The organism is Dyadobacter pollutisoli (assembly GCF_026625565.1).
GTDB lineage: Bacteria > Bacteroidota > Bacteroidia > Cytophagales > Spirosomataceae > Dyadobacter > Dyadobacter pollutisoli.
In genome coordinates, this window is sequence record NZ_CP112998.1 from 2,443,617 (window position 1) to 2,463,207 (window position 19,591).

The window sequence follows — 19,591 nt, forward strand, 5'->3', positions numbered from 1 at the left end:
GACCTATTTACCGACACAAATGAACCGATTTGACCGCATTACAGCCATCCTGATCCAACTTCAATCCCGCAAAATTGTAAAGGCCCAGGATCTCGCTGAGCGATTTGAAATCAGTTTAAGAACCGTATACAGAGATATCAGCTCACTGGCGGAGGCAGGAGTGCCTATTTCCGGGGAGGCAGGCGTTGGTTATTCCATTATGGAAGGCTACCGCCTGCCTCCCGTCATGTTTACGAAGGAAGAGGCGCGAACATTCATTACGGCGGAAAAACTGATGGAAAAGTTCACAGACCTTTCTACGCAGTCGCAGTACCAATCCGCCATGTACAAGGTAAAGGCGGTACTGCGCACCAGTGAAAAATCCATGGTCGAAAACCTGGAAAACCACATTGAAATGCGTAAGGATTACAAACCGTTCCACAAACCGAACAGCAATACGCTGGATGTTTTGCTCAAAAGTATTTCAGAAAAGAAAATCGCAAAAATCAATTACTATCCGCTGAATGCAAGCGATCCGGCTGAACGGATCATTGAACCAGTGGGTATCTATCACGAAAATAATTACTGGTACACCATCGCATATTGTCATTTGCGCAATGATTACCGCAATTTCCGCTCTGATCGCATTCTGCAATGCGAATTGACCGAACGTTCTTTTGAGCATAAGCACGCCCCCCTGAAAGAATTCATGTCAGGCACGTGGGAATCGGATAATATGAGGCTGGTGCGGATCAGGGTCGATAAGAGGGTGTCCAGGTATGTGCGCGACCAGCGTAGCTATTATGGATTTGTATCGGAGATCCAGAAGGCTGACCACATCGAAATGTCATTCCTCAGCCCCTCGCTGGAAGCCTTTGCCAGATGGTACATGATGATCGCCCCGAACGCAACGATTTTGGAGCCGGAAACCCTCAAAAACATCGTTAAACACCTTATTGAACAAATCTCTGAAAATTTGAAATAATCGGAAATACTGCTGACATACTGTTGTCATGTGCGTAGTTTTTCTTTGTATTACACTTAAACAGAGAAGAACATGTCCGAGCTAACCGTATTACCAACCGTGGAAACCAGCCTTGCTTATTTGATGAAAAACTACACCGATTACAACCATTGGGCTAATTGTACATTGGTAAACTGGCTGAAAACAAAACCTCGTGAAATACTGGAAATCGAGGTCCATTCGAGCTTCAACACCATTCGGCAGACGCTGATCCACATCCTTCAGACCCAGAGCTACTGGTACTCGATCATTCGTCCTGAAATTGGATACGAAGACGAACAATTTACCGGAAATCTGGAAGAAACTTTCGATCGAATCGTTGCTCAGTCCGAGGAAATGGCGATTTACATTGAAAACTTGGCTATCGAAACGTTACAAGAGGATACGCTGGTGGTTAGCCAGTGGTTTGAATCCAACTTTCCTAGATTCGAGTACATCATGCATTGCATGAACCACAGTACCTACCACCGCGGGCAGATCGTAACCATGGGCCGTAACCTCGGTTTTACAGACGCGCCGATGACGGACTACAATTTTTATAATGTGATGGCGAAATAAGGCCCCACCCCAGGCATTGCTATCCCGACATTGCATCCGTAAATTACCAGCATGAAAAGATTCAATATACTGGGAATTTCGGGCAGCTTACGTCCCGATTCAACAAATACCGTCATTTTAAGGGCATTTGAAGCCTTTTTACCCGCCAATACCAATTTTAAAATATTCCATGGCCTGGACGAAATACCTCATTTCAGTCCGGGCCTTGATGATACAGCGGCAGTAACAGCATTCAAAACAGCAATTCAGCAAGCCGACGGCGTCATTATCTGCACACCTGAATATGCCTTCGGAGTTCCAGGCACACTGAAAAACGCCCTGGACTGGACCGTTGCTAGCGGCGACCTCAATGATAAGCCCGTTTCCGCGGTCAGCGCCTCTCCCCTGAACACCGGCGGAGAAAAAGCCCTGGCCTCGCTCCTGCTTACCCTCACCGCATTGGGTACGCGGAAAAACGACGATTCTTCTTTATCTATCCCTAACATCAAACACAAGATCGATGCCAATCAACAGGTGTCGGATCAGGAGACTTTGGTGGCACTAAGACACCAAATCGATAACCTGCTGGCCATTATTGCTTCTTAGCCATTCACTTTGGCACTGTTGATAAAATACTATTTATTATTCGGCAAGCAAAAGACTACTATTTCGGTATACTATATATCTTTATTTTAATACATTTGACCTTTATCCACCTTAAACGTTCTAGAAATGAAATTTGAAACCTTGCAGCTTCATGCCGGCCAAGAGCCAGACCCAGTCACTAATGCCCGGGCAGTACCCATTTACCAAACTACCTCATACGTTTTCAATAGTGCAGAGCATGCCGCTAACCTGTTCGCATTGAAGGAGTTTGGATTTATATATTCTCGCATCATGAATCCGACGAATGATGTTTTCGAAAAGAGAATAGCTGCATTGGAAGGTGGCGTAGCAGCACTTGCAACGGGTTCAGGCCATTCAGCGCAGTTTATAGCCATCAATAACATTACTACAGTCGGCGATAACTTTGTGACCACATCATTCCTTTACGGTGGATCTCACAATCAGTTCAAAAACTCGTTCAAGAACATTGGCGTTGAAGCACGGTTTGCTGATGGCGACGATGTCAGCAGCTTTGAAAAACTGATCGATGATAAAACGAAATTTATTTACCTGGAAACCATTGGTAACCCGAGTTACAGCGTTCCCGATTTCGAAGCATTTTCAGCATTAGCTAACAAATATGACCTTCCATTGATCGTGGACAACACATTTGGAGCTGCCGGAGCGATATTTCAACCCATCAAATACGGTGCACACGTGGTAGTACAGTCGGCGACCAAATGGATCGGCGGCCATGGTACCTCTATCGGCGGCGTGATCGTGGATGCAGGGACTTACAACTGGGGCAATGGAAAGTACCCACAGTTTACCGAACCTTCACCAAGCTACCACGGACTGGTTTTGAATGATGTTTTCGGCATCGGCGGACCATTCGGTAACATTCAATACATCATCCGTGCCCGTGTGGAAGGTCTGCGTGACTGGGGACCATCATTGGCACCATTCAATTCGTTCCTCTTCCTGCAAGGGCTTGAAACACTTACTTTGCGTGTAGAACGTATTGCGGAAAATGCTTTGAAACTGGCCCAGTGGCTCGAAAAACATCCAAAAGTAGAAAGCGTGAACTACATTGGACTTGAAGGTAACAAGTACCACGGGCTGGCAAAAAAGTACCTGACACGCGGATTCGGAGGCGTACTTTCTTTCGCATTAAAAGGTGATAAGAAAACGGCTGAGAGCTTCGTGGATCATTTGACCCTGATCAGCAACCTGGCCAATGTAGGAGACGCCAAAACCCTGATCATTCATCCGGCTTCGACCACACATTCACAATTGTCTGAGGAAGAGCAAATTGCGGCGGGAGTCCTTCCTACTCAGCTGCGTATTTCAGTAGGTATCGAGCATATTGATGACATTATTGCGGATATTGAGGCTTCACTTGGTCAATTGTAGTTGGTTCTTGGTCATTGATTGTCAGGCGTGGTCATTTGTAGTCAAGAATGGTCATTCGTTGTCAGGTATGGTCAATTGTAGGCAAGAATCGTCATTTTTTGTCAGGTATGGTCATTCGTAGTCAAGAATCGTCATTTTTTGTCAGGTATGGTCATTGGTAGTCAAGAATCGTCACTTGTTGTCAGGTATGGTCATTCGTAGTCAAGAATCGTCACTTGTTGTCAGGTATGGTCATTCGTAGTCAAGAATCGTCACTTGTTGTCAAGAATTGTAAATGACAATCAATGTCAATCAATGACAATCAATGACAATCAATGACAATCAATGACAATCAATGACAATCAAAAAGGGTTACCAACGAATAAATACTCGTTAGTAACCCTTTTTCGATCAACAGCCTCTGCTATTCGTGAATGCCTTCTAATGCAAACATAAATGCAAATTGCAGGGCGACCTCCTTCAAATATTCAAATCGCCCGGACGCGCCACCGTGGCCGGCTTCCATATTGGTTTTCAGCAACAACACATTCTTATCGGTTTTATGCGTTCTGAGCCTTGCAACCCATTTGGCGGGCTCGAAATACTGAACCTGGCTATCGTGCAGCCCGGTGGTAACCAACATGTTCGGATAATCTTTCTTCTCCACATTGTCATAGGGCGAATAAGACTTCATATACACGTATGATTCTTTGTTCTTAGGATTACCCCATTCGTCAAACTCATTGGTTGTCAACGGAATACTTTCGTCGAGCATCGTGGTTACCACGTCTACAAACGGCACATCCGCGATAATTCCTCTCCATAACTCAGGGCGAAGGTTCGAAATCGCGCCCATTAATAATCCACCTGCGCTGCCCCCCTCGGCAAACAAATGCGCCGGAGAAGTGTATTTTTCCTTCACCAGATATTCAGCGCAGTCGATGAAGTCGAAGAACGTATTTTTCTTTTTGAACAACTTACCGTCCTCGTACCATTGCCTGCCCATTTCCTGTCCGCCACGCACGTGCGCAATCGCGTATATGAAGCCACGGTTCAACAAACTCAGCCTGGTACTGCTGAATCCTGCGTCCATACTGTTGCCGTAAGATCCGTATGCATAAAGCAGCAAAGGTGTCTCTGCAGATTTCGCGGTACCTTTTTTATACACCAATGAAATAGGCACTTTAATGCTATCACGCGAAATCGCATACAGGCGTTCGGTAACATATTCTTCCGGATCGTACCCTCCTATCACCTCCTGGCGCTTTTTGAGCTCCTTCGCCTTCGAGTCCATGTTATAGTCGTAGACCGAGTTTGGCGTGGTCAATGAGGTGTACACATACCGCAATGTCTTCGTGTCATACTCGGGATTGGAACCAGTGTAGGCCGTGTAGGCAGGTTCGCCAAAGTCTACATAATGCTCTGCTTTTGATTTAAGGTCCCTGATACGGAGTTGAAGCAAGCCATTTTTACGTTCTGTAATGACCAGAAAATCTTTAAAAACATCGATTCCTTCGAGTAGAACATCATTTCGGTTAGGAATAATCTCTTTCCAGTTTTCAACGCCCGTTTTTGTCAACGGCGTTTCCATCAGTCTGAAATTGAGCGCGTCTTTGTTGGTAACGATCAAAAACTTGTCATCCTGGTGATCAATGTCGTACAATACGTCCTTGATCCTTGGTTGGAAAATCTCAAAATTACCCTCCGGTTTGTCAGCATCCAGAATGCGGTACTCCGACGACATCGTAGCTGAGGAAGCAATGATGATGTACTTTTCAGATTTGGTCTTGCCTACACCAATATAATTGCTCTTGTCCTTTTCGGTATAAACGACCACGTCTTTCTTCGCATCCGAGCCAAGGGTGTGGCGCTTGATTTTTTCACTCAGCAATGTTTTAGGGTTCGTAGCCGTGTAAAACAATGTCTTGTTATCATTCCCCCATTCCGAGCCGCCACTCGCTGGATAAATCACATCCCTGAAGTTCTCCCCTGTTTCCAGGTTCTTGATGTAAATCGTATACTGTCGGCGCGAAACCGTATCCACACCGTAAGCCAGCAATTTATTATCAGGGCTGATGTTGAAGCCCACCGCCGAGTAGTATGGATGTCCTTCCGCCATTTTATCGACGTCCAAAAGAATCTCTTCCTCAGCTTCCAATGTTCCCTTTTTCCGGCAATATTTAAAGTACTGCTGTCCCGCCTCGCTTCTGGTATAGTACCAATATCCATTGCTGAAAACAGGTACCGACTCATCTTTCTCTTTAATGCGTCCTTTCATTTCGGAAAAAAGGTCCTCCTGAAACTTTTTGGTGCCGGCCATCATCGTGTCCGTGTAGGTATTTTCCGCTTTCAAATAATCCACAACTTTGGTACTATCCGGGCCTTCCTTGAAAAAATCAGCCATCCAGTAATACTCGTCATTACGCTTGTCGCCGTGCATTCCGGTCTCGTAATCCTTCATTTCTGCTACGGGAGGCGTTGCTCCCGGCCATTGATATGCTTCTTTCACTTCTTTATTTTGGTTACAGGAAAAAATGATAACAGCTAAAAACATTAAAATAATTCGCATAAGTCGGGGGTTAATTGAATGTATAATAAGAGTGATACTTATTCATTTATTAAAAAATATAATAAGTTCTAAATGTTACAAATGATTTAAAAGTATATACCTTTTTACCCGAATAAAATGTAAAAAACAATTGGTGTTTTCTTCCCGACAATCTACAAAAATCCGTCAGCAATCCATTTCAGTCCCTGCACATACATTATATTTGAGTTTCGTTAATAAACTTACCTCATGGATAAACCCGTTCACAAGCTTTTCCTTCTTGACGCCATGGCGTTGATATACCGCGCACATTTCGCATTTATCAAAGCCCCGCGCATTACTTCCAAAGGATTGAATACCAGTGCGGTTTTCGGATTTACAAACACACTTCTCGAAGTTTTACAGAAAGAGAAACCAACACATTTAGGTGTCGCTTTCGATACCGCTGCGCCCACTTTCAGGCACATTCAGTTTGAAGCCTATAAAGCCCAGCGCCAGGAACAGCCCGAGGATATCTCCATCGCGATCCCGCTGGTGAAGCGTTTGCTGAAAGCCATGTGTATTCCGGTTCTCGAACTGGATGGCTACGAAGCGGATGATATCATTGGAACAATTGCCAAAGAAGCTTCGCGGGAAGGGTTTGAGGTATTCATGATGACCCCGGATAAAGACTACGGCCAGCTCGTAGAGCAGCATGTATATATGTACAAACCTGCATTTCTTGGAAAGGGAGCGGAAACACTTGGCGTTAATGAAATACTGGAACGCTGGCAGATCAAGCGGATCGATCAGGTGATTGACATGCTTGGGTTAATGGGCGACGCCGTCGATAACATTCCCGGCATCCCAGGCGTAGGTGAAAAAACCGCCCAAAAACTGATCGAAGAATACGATACGATCGAAAACCTGATTACACACGCCGGTGAAATCAAAGGAAAACTGGGCGAAAAGATCCGTGAGAACTTTGATAAAGCGATACTGAGCAAGCAACTCGCGACCATCGATTGCAAAGTACCCGTTCCTTTCGACGCCCAGGATCTTACCATGTGCGCACCCAATGCGGACCAGATCGTTGAGCTTTTTGATGAATTGGAGTTCAAAACCTTAAAACAGCGGGTACTGGGTATCAGTCAGACAGGCCAGCTTGCTCCTACTGCAAGAACAGCGCCAGCTGCCAAAGAAAAAAAGGGCCAGCTGGACCTTTTTGGGAATCCTACCGAAGAACTGGGTAAGCAGCCGGCGATCATCAGCGAAGGCATCGCAGACGATGATGCCCCTGACCAGGCCTATGAAGACCTCCGGATACCCACGACCAAGCGCACGATTGACAATACATTCCACCGCTACCATACTGTGGACACGCCCGAGCTGATGAAAAGCCTGGCTTACTACCTGGGCTTGCAGGATGCGTTTTGTTTTGATACGGAAACGACTTCACTCGACACCATTGATGCTGAGCTGGTAGGCCTCTCGTTTTCTTATCTTGCCGGAGAAGCATTTTACATTCCCGTGCCCGCCGACCGTGAGAAAGCATTGGAAATACTGGAAAATTTCAGGCCGGTTTTCGAGAACGAGAACATTGAAAAGATAGGCCAGAACATTAAGTATGATTTGTTGGTCCTCAAAACGTATGGCATTGAAGTTCACGGAAAGCTAAGCGACACCATGCTCGCCCACTACCTGCTCGAACCCGATAAACGTCATGGAATGGACATTCTTGCAGCGTCCTATCTCAATTACGAACCTGTGTCGATCACTTCGCTGATTGGCAAAAAAGGCGTAAAACAAGGTACAATGCGTGACGTTGCGATACCTGAGATCACCCAGTATGCCGGCGAGGATGCGGACATTACCTTGCAGCTGAATACTATATTTTCAAAGGAACTTCCGAAGGTTAATGCATCAAAACTCTTTCACAGCGTTGAAATGCCGCTCTTGAAAGTACTGGCCGCTATGGAAAGCAAAGGTGTGCGGCTCGATAGTAATGCATTGAAAGAAATGTCCAATGTGCTCGAACTGGATCTGCGTCAAACGGAATCTGAAATTTACGAGATCGCGGGCCAGTCATTCAATATCAGTTCGCCAAAACAGCTCGGCGAAGTGCTCTTCGAAAAAATGAAGTTGATCGAGAAACCTAAAAAGACCAAAACCGGCCAGTATGCCACGGGTGAGGACATTCTTTCGGAACTGGAAAACAACCATGCAATCGCAAGGAAAATATTGGATTACCGGGAGCTGCAAAAATTAAAATCCACCTATGTGGATGCATTGCCTTTGTTGGTAAGTTCCAAAACGGGCCGCATTCACACGTCTTATAACCAGGCGGTGGCAGCGACCGGCCGGCTTAGCTCTACCAATCCCAACTTACAGAACATTCCAATCCGTACACCACGCGGCCGCGAGATCCGCAAGGCATTTGTACCGGATAACGATGATTTCCAGATACTTTCTGCGGATTATTCGCAGATTGAATTACGCATTATGGCAGCATTCAGTGGTGATGCGAGTATGATCGAGGCATTTAACCAGGGACGCGACATTCACGCTACTACTGCCAGCAAGGTATTTAAGGTACCCCTGGAAGAAGTAACCTCGGACATGCGGCGGAAGTCTAAAATGGTCAATTTTGGTATTATTTACGGGATTTCTGCATTCGGTTTGGCGCAACGCCTGGCGATACCCCGCGGTGAAGCCAGCGAGATCATCAGGGCGTATTTTGAAGAATTCCCGGCTGTAAAAGGCTATATGGACCGGATCGTAAATGATGCGAGGGAGAAGGAATTCGTAGAAACGATCCTGGGACGCCGCAGATATGTACCGGATATCAATTCACGAAACCAGACCAATCGTGGTTATGCGGAGCGAAATGCCATCAATGCGCCGATCCAGGGCTCTGCAGCGGATATGATTAAAGTGGCCATGATCAACATTCATGATTTTATCGCCAATGAGAAGCTTAAATCCCGCATGATCCTGCAAGTACATGATGAATTGGTTTTCGACGCACACCGCGACGAAGTGCCGTTGCTGAAAGAAAAAGTGGATGAACTGATGCGGAATGCCATTCCAATGGCGGTGAGGATGGAAACGGGGATAGGGGTTGGCGCGAATTGGTTGGAAGCGCATTGACGGGAATGGTCAAGAGTGGTCAGGGATGGTCAATTGTAGTCAAGAATCGTCATTTTTTGTCAGGTATGGTCATTCGTAGTCAAGAATCGTCACTTGTTGTCAGGTATGGTCATTCGTAGTCAAGAATCGTCACTTGTTGTCATGTATCGTCATTCGTAGTCAAGAATCGTCACTTGTTGTCAGGTATGGTCATTCGTAGTCAAGAATCGTCACTTGTTGTCAAGAATTGTAAATGACAATCAATGACAATCAATGACAACAAGTGACGATACATGACAACAAGTGACGATAAATGACAACAAGTGACGATACATGACAACAAGTGACGATAAATGACACCAAAACAAAAAGGTCCGCAAAAATCGATTTGCGGACCTTTTTGTTTTGTTAAATACTAAACTCCTATTTCGACAACCAGATCAGATCATTAATATCATCTTTTCCCGAAAATTGCCTGTCGATAGCGGCTTTGTAGTTCGCTGGATTTGTAGTCCGTTCAGAAGACGGATATTGCCAGCGCAAAGCAATGCGGCCAGAATTCCCTGTTCCCACTCCTGTCATGAATTTAGGGAACCCTGTGCGGCGAAAGTCAAAATAGGCCTCCATACCAGAGTTCATGAAGAACGCGAGGTATTTCTGCGTGATGATCTGCTCCAAACCGGCTGCATTGTTTCCGCTGTATTTTACTAATGGCTGGGCGTAATAAGTATCAAAACTGAAATTGATATTGTAGCTCACAAAATCGCTTGCATCGCGACCGCCTGATTTAGAGTACAACATAGATAGGGTCCCATCCTTCACGCCATAGAACTCCTGTGACGCTTTGATCCCCTTTTGATACCATACTTCGGCATTTCCAGCTGCCCAGCCTCTGTTTATCCCTTCTGCAATGTTGAAACACATTTCAGGGTAGCCCACTATGAAAATGTTCTCACCTGTGTATGTCGAATAGTAGCGTGAGCGACTCTGGAAAGAATATGCTCCGGGTGCAAATCCAGCACCATTGTCAATACCAGCTTTTGCAGACATGTCAGCTAAATCTTCCCCCGAGCTTGCGCCTACGAAAGCCGAAAAGTCTGATGGCAATTTTCCAGCTTTAAGCTGAGCGCCAGCTGGTTCCGTTGTAACCATTACGCGTGGATCCTTACGAGCGGTAAGTAGCCCCACGTAAGTTGCGGCCATGTTCTGGCGAGTAGCGTCAAAACCAAAGTTGTCGGGATTCGAAGGATATTTGTTAAAATTATTAGAAACAAATTCCAGATTATCTACCATTCCTTCTGGCAATGGGTACTTTGTAGGGTTTGCCAACATTGCAGCAAACTGGCTTTTGATATTAAGATCTGCATCAGCCTCCTTTTTGCTCAAACGAATCAACATACGCAACCTGAAAGCGTTGACCACTTTCTGCCATTTCGATAGTTTTCCGGCAAAATAGAAATCACCACCAACAGTCGTTTCTCCTTTCGCGATCAGCGCAGTCATATCCGAGTTTGACTCGTCAAGCCATTTGAGGATCTGAATATAGATATCCTTCTGTGAATCATAAACCGGAGTAAGGTTTTCCCGGCCCAGCACAGCCTCTTTCATTGGAAGGTCTCCCGCCCGCACGCTCATCTGGTCCAAAAAGAAAGCACGGAAAAACTTACCAAGTGCGCTATAGCCATTGACATCGGCAGCGCCTGTCTTCTTATGCTCCAATTCCATTTGAACGACATTCTTCAATGTAGTGTAATGGTTGGTAAAAGCGGACCATTGATACTCGTTATTTCCGTAATAATTGTAATTAATAGCGTAAAACTGGTTCCAGCGCATCTCTGAGCTGAATGGCTTACCTGTATTATTGAACATGTCCCATTCCACCCCCTGCAAAATCAATGAGGCTGGTGCCGTAGTCGCGCGGTTTGGATCTTTTTCAAGTTCTTCAAAGCTCTTTTCACATCCTGTAAGTAACAGGGCTAAAAAAGTGAATGTTCCGAGTAATATTTTGTGATGACGCATTATCTTCTAATTTAATTTTAGAGAAATTTATTATTTCAGGTTTCGTTAAAAGGTCAGATTAACATTTACCCCATAACGACGCATAGAAGGTGTTTGCGGGCTTGACTCTCCGCCAGATATGTACTGATTAAGATCGATATCCTTCTTCTCTGCGAAATACAGCAGATTCCTTCCCACCAAAGAAATAGATGCTGCACGGAACACTTTAGACTTCACAAGCCAGTTACTTGGGAGCGAATACCCAATAACAACTTCTCTCAGCATCGCAAAAGAGCGGCTCATCAGGTTGCCTTCCTCTGTGTTATAATAGCGGCTTACCCAATCCTGCACATACTGTTTTGTTGTATTAGGAGCGAACTGCAGTTCAGCAAGATTTGTGATGTTACCATCTACGTCAAAATTAAGTGCCTTTCCATTGGTTACCTGAACACCTTCTCCTGTGTAATTCTTGCTGTCGGAAACACCGGCCTTGAAACCCTGCCAATCCAGTTCTCTTGCCGCGCCAAGCGCTCCTTCTCCTAGCAACGCATTGCGTCCGCCACGGAATGTTTGCTTCTGTACATAGTTTGAAATCACGCCACCGATCCGGCCATCAAACTGGAAGCTCATGCTCACATTCTTGTACGCGAATTTGTTATTCACACCAAACACAAACTTAGGATTCATGTAGCCCAGGAATTGGCTTACAGGTGCATATATAGGCCTGCCGGAGTTGTCATTGATGATCTGCCCATCAGCTGTTTTTGCAAAAGCGCGACCATAAAACTTGTCCATTCTGTCGCCTACTTTCAAAAACGTGTTTAATGCATTCACACCTGGATAAATCTCTTTCAGCACCTCTTTATACGTTGAGTAGTTAGCAACGATATCCCAGTTAAGACCATTAGGATTTTTGATAGGCGAACCTGTAAGAGATAGCTCCCATCCTGTTTTTTGGGTATTGATACCATTTACCAGATAAGAACTATAACCCGTGGTAGTAGAAACAGGCAAAGCATAAATTCTTGGACCTTCATCGGAGATAAAATAGGTCGCATCCAATCCAATTCTGTTTTGCAAGATCCTGATGTCCAACCCAACCTCTGTTTGCGATGTTGTACTTGGTACAATTTTCGGGTTGTTCAACGTATTGGTGAAATATGCAGCTGGGGTATTATTGTACGAGAACGGAGTCGAGTATACAGCAGCATTCTGGTATGTAGGTCCGCCGTATGGAGAGAAATACTGATCCCCGTAACCAAGCGGATTGGCATCACCTAGTGCAGGCGTAGTTCCGATAGTCGCGCTTGTCAACCCGTCTTTCACATTCGCATAAGAACCTCTCAATTTAAGAAAAGAGATTACCTCTGGTATTGGCAAATAATCAGATAAGACTGTCGAAGCCGCCACAGATGGATAGAAGAAAGTGTTGCTACCTGATGGAAGCGTAGAAAGCTTGTCTACACGACCTGTTGTGGAAACTGTGAAAAAATCCCTGAAAGAAAAGTCAGCAGAGTAGTATGCAGAATTTACACGCATGTTCGATGCGAAATTTGAAGTACGAACAGGTCTGTATGAATTATTGAAATTATACAACCCTGGAACGTTCAGATAGTCCGTAGAACCAAACTGGGAGTTGTAAGCAAAATTACGCAAGTTACCACCCGCCCAGATTTTAGCATTAAAGCCCTCAAAGAGGTCTTTGTCGAACTTCACCAAGATGTCCGTATTGTTTTCGAACAAATTGCGACGATCCTCACGATAGTCACCTTTTGCCTCTTCACGGCCATAAGAAGTAGCTGAGTAAGGCATTTTCTCGTTCCTGAAGAGATTCCAGGTTGTGATTTGCGTCCTCATGGTTGCCTCTAAAAAATCATTGAACTTGTAAGTCATGGCAGCCTGGCCAATAATATCCGTTTTCTGATGTCCGCGAAGCCACTCATAGCTCATGAAATATGGGTTATTGTAACGCTGATACTCCGCGTATATCTGCTGAATACCTTCTTTTCCTGGCTGCCAGTAGTTACGCATATCATCCACATTCCAGTCAGCCCCAGCCCAAAAGATCATGTTATAAATGATAGAGTTTGGTCCGTAGTTAACGTCAGGAATGTTTGGTGAAAATTGGCGGTTGTATTGAAGGTTGGATTCAAACTTCCATTTTTCGGAGAATTTATAATCCGCTGTAATGTTGAAGTTTGTAATATTCAGCTTAGTATTTGGTACAATACCTTTCTGATAAATATTTGAAACCGAAAACCTGATGTTGTGCTTTTCTCCGGATGCTGAAACCGCAATGTTGTTTGTTGACAAAATACCGGTTTCAAGAAAACGTTTAAGGTTATCTTTTCCTCTGTTCACCCAAGGTGTTGCCGATCTCACTTTGGAAACCGGATCAACTGGGCTGTCATATTGCGGAATCAACTGTCCTTCAAATTTTGGTCCCCATCCTCCATCGTAATCACCATCATTCAAGCCACCTCCTTTACCGTCCACAAATGCATAACGGCCATGGTCACCAGGACCATACTCATCCTGTACTTTTGGGATCGAGTAAAAGCCCTTATCCATCATCGTCGACGAGTTAAAGTCAACTGAAAACCCTCTTTTGTCTTTCGTTCCTCTTTTGGTAGTAATCAAAATAGCACCATTCTTTCCGCGGAAACCGTAAAGTGCCGAAGCAGAAGCACCTTTCAATACCGAATAAGTATCAATATCATCAGGGCTCACGTTCCAGGTATCCGAGTTCACCGGTACACCATCCACCACAAAAAGTACGTCAGTGTTACCCCTAAGGTTGATGTTTGGACGTCTTAAAAGTTCAGGTTGCGCACCGATAGTTAATCCGGCAACTTTACCAGCCAGTGCATTAATTGCATTAGGTTCGCGCGCTTTAACCGTCGAAGCACCGTCCACCGTTTGAATGGCCACCCCAATTCTGCGAATGTCCTTTTTGATACCTAATGCAGTCACTACCACTTCATTAAGCTGACGTAGATCCGTTGCCAAAGTAACATCGATCGTACTACGTCCATTGATTTTTACTTCCTGGCTTGAAAATCCAAGGAATGAAAAGATAATGTCGGTTGTCTTGTCAGAAACCTCCAACCGGTACTTTCCTTCTGAATCTGAGATAGTACCGCTGGTCGATCCCTTGCCGACAATGCTAACCCCGGGAATCGGCTGGCTATCCTCCTGCGATTTGACCTGCCCTGTCACTACAATCTGGGCCATTGATATCTGCGATAACAGCAGACATCCGAAAAGTAAACAGGCCTGCGTACTTCGTCTGAAAATGTCCAGCCGTAAGTGTGAGTAAAACCTTTTAGTCATGAGCTAGAAATGTTTAGTTATAATTGTTAAGGAAAAAAATACATGGTTTACAAAGCGCAAAAGTCCTATTTATTGGAACAAACTGTGTTAAGTATTTATTAACATTATATAAACAAATCAAGCTGCCGTTTAACAGCTTGACATCAGCAAATTCTCAGGAGATTAGGCTACAATATACCTGTATTATCCGCGGCGCCAGCCGGGGTCTGCCCTCTCCTGCAAAAATGATCACACCACTACAAAGCCTCTGAATTCCTTTAAAATTAAAACATTTGAGTCACAAAAAATACACTTACCATCCAACTAATTAGCCGGTTAACAAGTTAATTACGGTTACTTTCCCGGTTAGACTTACCAGATTAATATTTTTATGCGAAATAATACCGCATTTGTATAAACCCGCTATACTCTTCCACTGGCTATCCGATGTCTTCACGGCCAAATATAACCAGCAAAAGATGGCAAAAATCAAAACTCCTTACGATATACGTAAAAACTCAAAATTCAACGGGGTTTAACATATGCCAGATCCGTCGCCTGAATCATTTCAAATTGAGGCGTTACTTTTCGTGCAACTTCCCGTATCAAGACGAACGGGTTTACTACGCCACAGAACGGTACACATATGTTCACGAAACGGGAAATTGAAATCATCTGTCTCATTGCCAGAGGAATGAGATCACAGATTGTCCGCGAAAGGCTTTATGTGAGCCATGAAATTATTAAAACCCACCCGAAAAATATACTGCGGAAGATCCGCGAGACGGAGAAGGAAATTTCCCTCCCGGAATTTGTGATCCATTGCGGACCATTAGCGGAAACATTGGCCAAGCTGCCGAAAAGCTATCTTTCAGCTTCCGCCATGCCTACTATTGGCATTTCGATTTCGGGCCAACATAGCGCTTCACGAGAGCAGCCAGGGTTAGTATCAGGCGGTTGTTCAACATCAGGTGGAACCGGAACAGTCTTCTGCTCCAACGCGTGCTGCAGCATTTCCTGCAGCACGGGTTACTACGCGACTGCGCCAACACTTGCACCTGTACTAAAAAATAAAACCAGCAATTTCACATTCTCATTTGTATAATAATGAAAAGGGCTGCCAGCAATTGGCAGCTCTTTTCATTGTTCTCACCATACATTTTCTCTTGAAAAAAATTCATAATAATTCAGGGTATATTAGTAGAAAAAAGTGCGATCTTAGCTTTTTAATTGTAAACAATACACTTAATATATCCAATGCATCATTTGATTCAGAAAGTCTCCCTTCTGCTCCTGACTTGTCCGGTAATGGTTGTGGGACAAACGGTTAAAGGAAACTATTCTCCTCTTCCCCTTAAAGACCTCAGTTCCTTTGAAAGCAGTGGCGCCAACTGGTCCGTGCAAGGTAATGTTTCCATACTTCCTGCCGGAGTCGCCAAAGTGAAAACGCAGTCAGGCGAAGGCGTACTCCTTGGCAATGCGGGAACTGCACTAACCACAAAGCTCAAAGCCAGTGACATGCGCCTCTATGTTGAATTCAATGTGTCGCCCGGGGCCGAAGGGAACTTGGTTTTGCCGGGCGGACAGAAGGTCCGGATTTCAGATAGCAGCAAGCAGCAAGGTGCCGCCGGTGCCGCTACCTCTGGTTACGTGGGACAATTCCCTACTCAAAATGCCGCCAAGGCACCAGGATTGTGGCAAACAATTGAGCTGTCTTACGACGCATCGGTTCCTAACCTTGCCAACTCCGCAAGACTTAATACGCTTGCTTTAAATGGAGTAACTGTTTTAGAAACCGTATATCTCCCCAATTCAAAAGCGACAGGAGACGGGCAGCCGATATCGTTCGAAGTAACGAAAGGTTCTATCGCTTTTCGTAACATCGGGTACCAGTTACTCGCAAGCCGCAAGCCGCTGGCACTGGCTAACCTGAACTACAAGGTTTACTCCGACAAATGGGATAGCAAAGAATACAGCAAGATTGACCACGAAGGCAAATCAGCCATACTGACCCAGGAAGTAACCAACGGTATGCGTGAATTCCATCTGGTTTATGAAGGTGATCTGGACGTCAGCGAAGCAGGTGAGTATATTTTTACCACCATTTATTCAGGACCTGTTTTATCCCTTGACGTTGATGGAAAAAGTGTACTGGCGACAGGAGAAAGCACTTCTCAGGAAACCCATACGGGTTCCGTGAACCTGAGCCAGGGTAAACATCAGTTCAAAATACATTATTCCCGCTTCCCGTGGAGACAGCCAGCATTGGGCCTCCGTGTTGAAAAAGCAGGCATTCGTCCCTACGATCTTCATGTATTGTCATCATTGCCAGAGCCCGAGCCTAAGCCCTACATCAGCGTTACACCTGAAATGCGCCCTGAAATGGTCCGCTCGTTCATTTTGCTGGATGGTGAAAAATACAAACGTACCCATTGCATCTCAGTAGGCAGCCCCGACGGGTGGAATTACACCGTCGATCTCAATCGCGGCGCGCTCATTCAGGCATGGCGTGGAAAGTTTGCGGACGTAACCGAAATGTGGTATGAACGCGGTGAGCCACAATTACTCTTCCCGGCGGGTTTGAAAGTACACGTATCAGGAAGAAGCAGCCTGGCTGTTTTGGAAGATACCAACAAAGCTTGGCCTGACTCCTCTAACATTAACTTCCTGGGTTACAAGATCAATGCGCAAGGTTATCCGGTATTCCGCTACGCAATTGGTTCTGCGACGGTGAATGACCAGCTTACTTCCGGCGGCAGCAGTTTGTCACGCACATTTACAGTGGAGGGCAATGTAAGCGGGCCGTTATACTCGCTTTTGGCCAGCGGAAAACAAATCGTTGAAATCGAAAAAGGCCTCTACCAGGTGGACGACCGCTATTATGTTCAGACTGACAAAAAAGTGAAGGTCATTATTCGGCCGGTTGGTGAGGTAAAGGAACTGATTCTTCCGGTTTCCGGCACTACCAGCTATTCCATGTTCTGGTAGGTTGCCAGGCTTCAACACATTTATTCGCATTACCTGATTTCAATCAATGAAAAATATTCTTTTAAGTACCCTGATTTCTTTTGGCTGCGTCACGGCTTTTGCCCAGTCCAAGCCCAATAAAGAGGATGACTTTTACCGGATCATTACTATTCCGATTCCGGAAAACATTAAAATGGAAGTAGGCGGCATGTCGGTACTTCCGGACGGAAGACTGGCCGCCTCAACGCGCCGGGGTGAAGTATGGATGATCGGCAATCCATATCTGAAAGGTGACGGACAACCGTCATTTCATAAGTTCGCAACCGGTTTGCACGAGCCGCTAGGACTGCTCTATCGTGGCAAAGACTTCCTTATATCGCAGCGCGGAGAGGTTACCAGACTCGTTGATACTGACAATGATGGCGTAGCTGATGTTTACGATTCGTTTTCAAAATGGCCGCTTTCGGGTAATTATCACCAATATTCATATGGTCCGGTTGCAATGCCAAACGGCGAATTACTGGTAACGCTGAACCTTGACTGGGTCGGTCGTGGTGCAAGTCAATCCAAATGGAGAGGATGGATGCTGAAACTCGGTGAAGACGGCAAGCTTACCCCCTACGCTACCGGCCTTCGGTCACCGTCCGGGTTCGGTTCTTACAAAGGCGATATCTTTTACACTGAAAACCAGGGTGACTGGGTAGGTTCAGGCCGCATGACGCATTTGGAAAAAGGTGATTTCGCAGGAAACCCTGCCGGTTTGAAATGGAGCAAAGAAGAGGGCTCACCTGTTAAACTAAGCGCCAGTGACATTCCGAACACAGGAGAACCATTATATGACGTAGCCAAGAGGGTGCCAGGTATTAAGCCTCCCGCAGTTTGGTTTCCGCATACACTGGTCGGCATTTCCACTTCCGACTTTAAAGAAGATGTTACCAACGGATCTTTCGGACCATTTGCCGGACAAATGTTTGTGGGTGATCAGGGACACAGTATCATTACCCGCGTAGATCTTGAAAAAGTGAATGGCGTATGGCAAGGCACTGTTTTCCCCTTCCGCGAAGGTTTTATGTCAGGTATCCTGCGTCTGGAATGGGGATTGGACGGTTCTCTTTTTGTAGGTCAAACCAGTCGTGGCTGGTCAGCAACTGGAAAAGAGGAATTCGGGATCCAGAGATTGGTATGGACCGGCAAAATGCCATTTGAAATGAAAACGGTACGCTCCATGCCGGATGGTTTCGAAATTACATTTACAAGCCCGGTCGATAAAACGGCCGCTGCAAGTCAGGATGCCTACAAGTTGAACAGCTTTACCTACAAATACCATTCAACTTATGGCAGCCCGATCATCAACACTCAGGAGCTCGCATTGAAAGGCATTGTGGTTTCAGAAGACGGTATGCGGGTAAGACTGGTTGTAGATCCGGCAACCCTTCGCAAAGGATACATTCATGAAGTAAAGGCTGACGGCGTAAAAGCGGCTGATGGAAACTCATTGCTGCACGCTACCGGATACTATACCCTGAACGAAATTGCGAGTGGTACGCCAGTTAACGCTTCACAGTTCACCACAACAGTGAAAGCTGTGGCAGATCATAGCAATCACACTATGCCTGCTGCCGAAACGACCGAGTCGGCCCCATCTGCAAAGCGAGTTACAGAAATGCCAGCCAGCTGGACGGGCGGCCCTGATCAGGTGATTACCATTGGTACGGTTCCGGGATTGAAATTTGACATTTCAGAGATCCAAGTGAAGGCCGGCAGCCGCATTAAAGTGGTTTTCAATAACAATGATGATATGCTGCACAACCTGGTGATCACCAAACCTGGCACCGCCAATGCAGTAGGTGAAGCAGGTTTAAATCTTGGGCTGAAAGGCTCGGAGCTAAACTACGTTCCCAAGTCTAGCGATGTCCTTTTTCACAGTAACATCGTGGAACCCGAAAAATCCGAATCTATTTACTTTGTAGCCCCGAAACAGCCGGGTACCTACCAGTACGTATGCACGTTCCCAGGGCATTACACATTGATGCAGGGGAAATTGAAAGTTGTAAAATAACCGTTTAACGAGACTTGGCAAGTCTGGTAGACTTGCCAAGTCTTTCTTCCCCCAATTCCTA

General features: G+C 45.5%; 11 protein-coding genes. 8 read left to right on the forward strand and 3 right to left on the reverse strand.

Going from position 1 to position 19,591, the window contains the following annotated elements:
* Positions 1-19: 19 nt before the first annotated feature.
* The 4 genes from ON006_RS10065 to ON006_RS10080 all read left to right on the forward strand — a co-directional run bounded on the left by ON006_RS10065 (position 20) and on the right by ON006_RS10080 (position 3,559).
* A complete protein-coding gene (locus tag ON006_RS10065; RefSeq protein ID WP_244824357.1) occupies positions 20-964 on the forward strand; it encodes a helix-turn-helix transcriptional regulator in 945 nt (314 codons plus the stop codon).
* Positions 965-1,036: 72 nt separating this feature from the next.
* Entirely contained in the window at positions 1,037-1,561 is a 525-nt protein-coding gene (locus ON006_RS10070; protein WP_244824358.1) for a DinB family protein, read from the forward strand.
* 51 nt (positions 1,562-1,612) lie between these two features.
* Positions 1,613-2,146 (forward strand): NADPH-dependent FMN reductase, encoded by a 534-nt coding sequence (locus ON006_RS10075; protein ID WP_244824359.1) that lies wholly within the window; start codon positions 1,613-1,615, stop codon positions 2,144-2,146.
* A 126-nt stretch (positions 2,147-2,272) separates the two neighbouring features.
* On the forward strand, positions 2,273-3,559 hold the full coding sequence (locus ON006_RS10080; RefSeq protein ID WP_244824360.1) for an O-acetylhomoserine aminocarboxypropyltransferase/cysteine synthase family protein: 1,287 nt from the start codon (positions 2,273-2,275) through the stop codon (positions 3,557-3,559).
* 403 nt (positions 3,560-3,962) lie between these two features.
* Here the strand turns inward: ON006_RS10080 and ON006_RS10085 are convergent, their stop codons facing one another.
* A complete protein-coding gene (locus ON006_RS10085; RefSeq protein WP_244824361.1) occupies positions 3,963-6,107 on the reverse strand; it encodes a S9 family peptidase in 2,145 nt (714 codons plus the stop codon).
* A gap of 228 nt (positions 6,108-6,335) precedes the next feature.
* Here ON006_RS10085 and polA point away from each other — a divergent pair, with 228 nt between their 5' ends.
* The gene (gene polA, locus ON006_RS10090; RefSeq protein ID WP_244824362.1) at positions 6,336-9,215 is read left to right on the forward strand and encodes a DNA polymerase I; all 2,880 of its coding nucleotides are present in this window, start codon (positions 6,336-6,338) and stop codon (positions 9,213-9,215) included.
* A gap of 402 nt (positions 9,216-9,617) precedes the next feature.
* Here the strand turns inward: polA and ON006_RS10095 are convergent, their stop codons facing one another.
* Positions 9,618-11,213 (reverse strand): SusD/RagB family nutrient-binding outer membrane lipoprotein, encoded by a 1,596-nt coding sequence (locus ON006_RS10095; RefSeq protein WP_244824363.1) that lies wholly within the window; start codon positions 11,211-11,213, stop codon positions 9,618-9,620.
* Between the two features lie 45 nt (positions 11,214-11,258).
* On the reverse strand, positions 11,259-14,525 hold the full coding sequence (locus tag ON006_RS10100; RefSeq protein WP_374760244.1) for a SusC/RagA family TonB-linked outer membrane protein: 3,267 nt from the start codon (positions 14,523-14,525) through the stop codon (positions 11,259-11,261).
* A gap of 625 nt (positions 14,526-15,150) precedes the next feature.
* Between ON006_RS10100 and ON006_RS10105 the strand changes: the two genes are divergently transcribed.
* The 3 genes from ON006_RS10105 (at position 15,151) to ON006_RS10115 (ending at position 19,530) form a co-directional block, all read left to right on the forward strand.
* Positions 15,151-15,609 (forward strand): LuxR C-terminal-related transcriptional regulator, encoded by a 459-nt coding sequence (locus ON006_RS10105; RefSeq protein WP_255773051.1) that lies wholly within the window; start codon positions 15,151-15,153, stop codon positions 15,607-15,609.
* A gap of 152 nt (positions 15,610-15,761) precedes the next feature.
* Positions 15,762-17,492: a 3-keto-alpha-glucoside-1,2-lyase-like domain-containing protein gene (locus ON006_RS10110; RefSeq protein ID WP_244824365.1), complete on the forward strand. Its 1,731-nt coding sequence runs from the start codon at positions 15,762-15,764 to the stop codon at positions 17,490-17,492.
* A 46-nt stretch (positions 17,493-17,538) separates the two neighbouring features.
* Positions 17,539-19,530, forward strand: a complete 1,992-nt coding sequence (locus ON006_RS10115) for a plastocyanin/azurin family copper-binding protein (protein ID WP_244824366.1) — start codon at positions 17,539-17,541, stop codon at positions 19,528-19,530.
* Positions 19,531-19,591 lie beyond the last annotated feature (61 nt).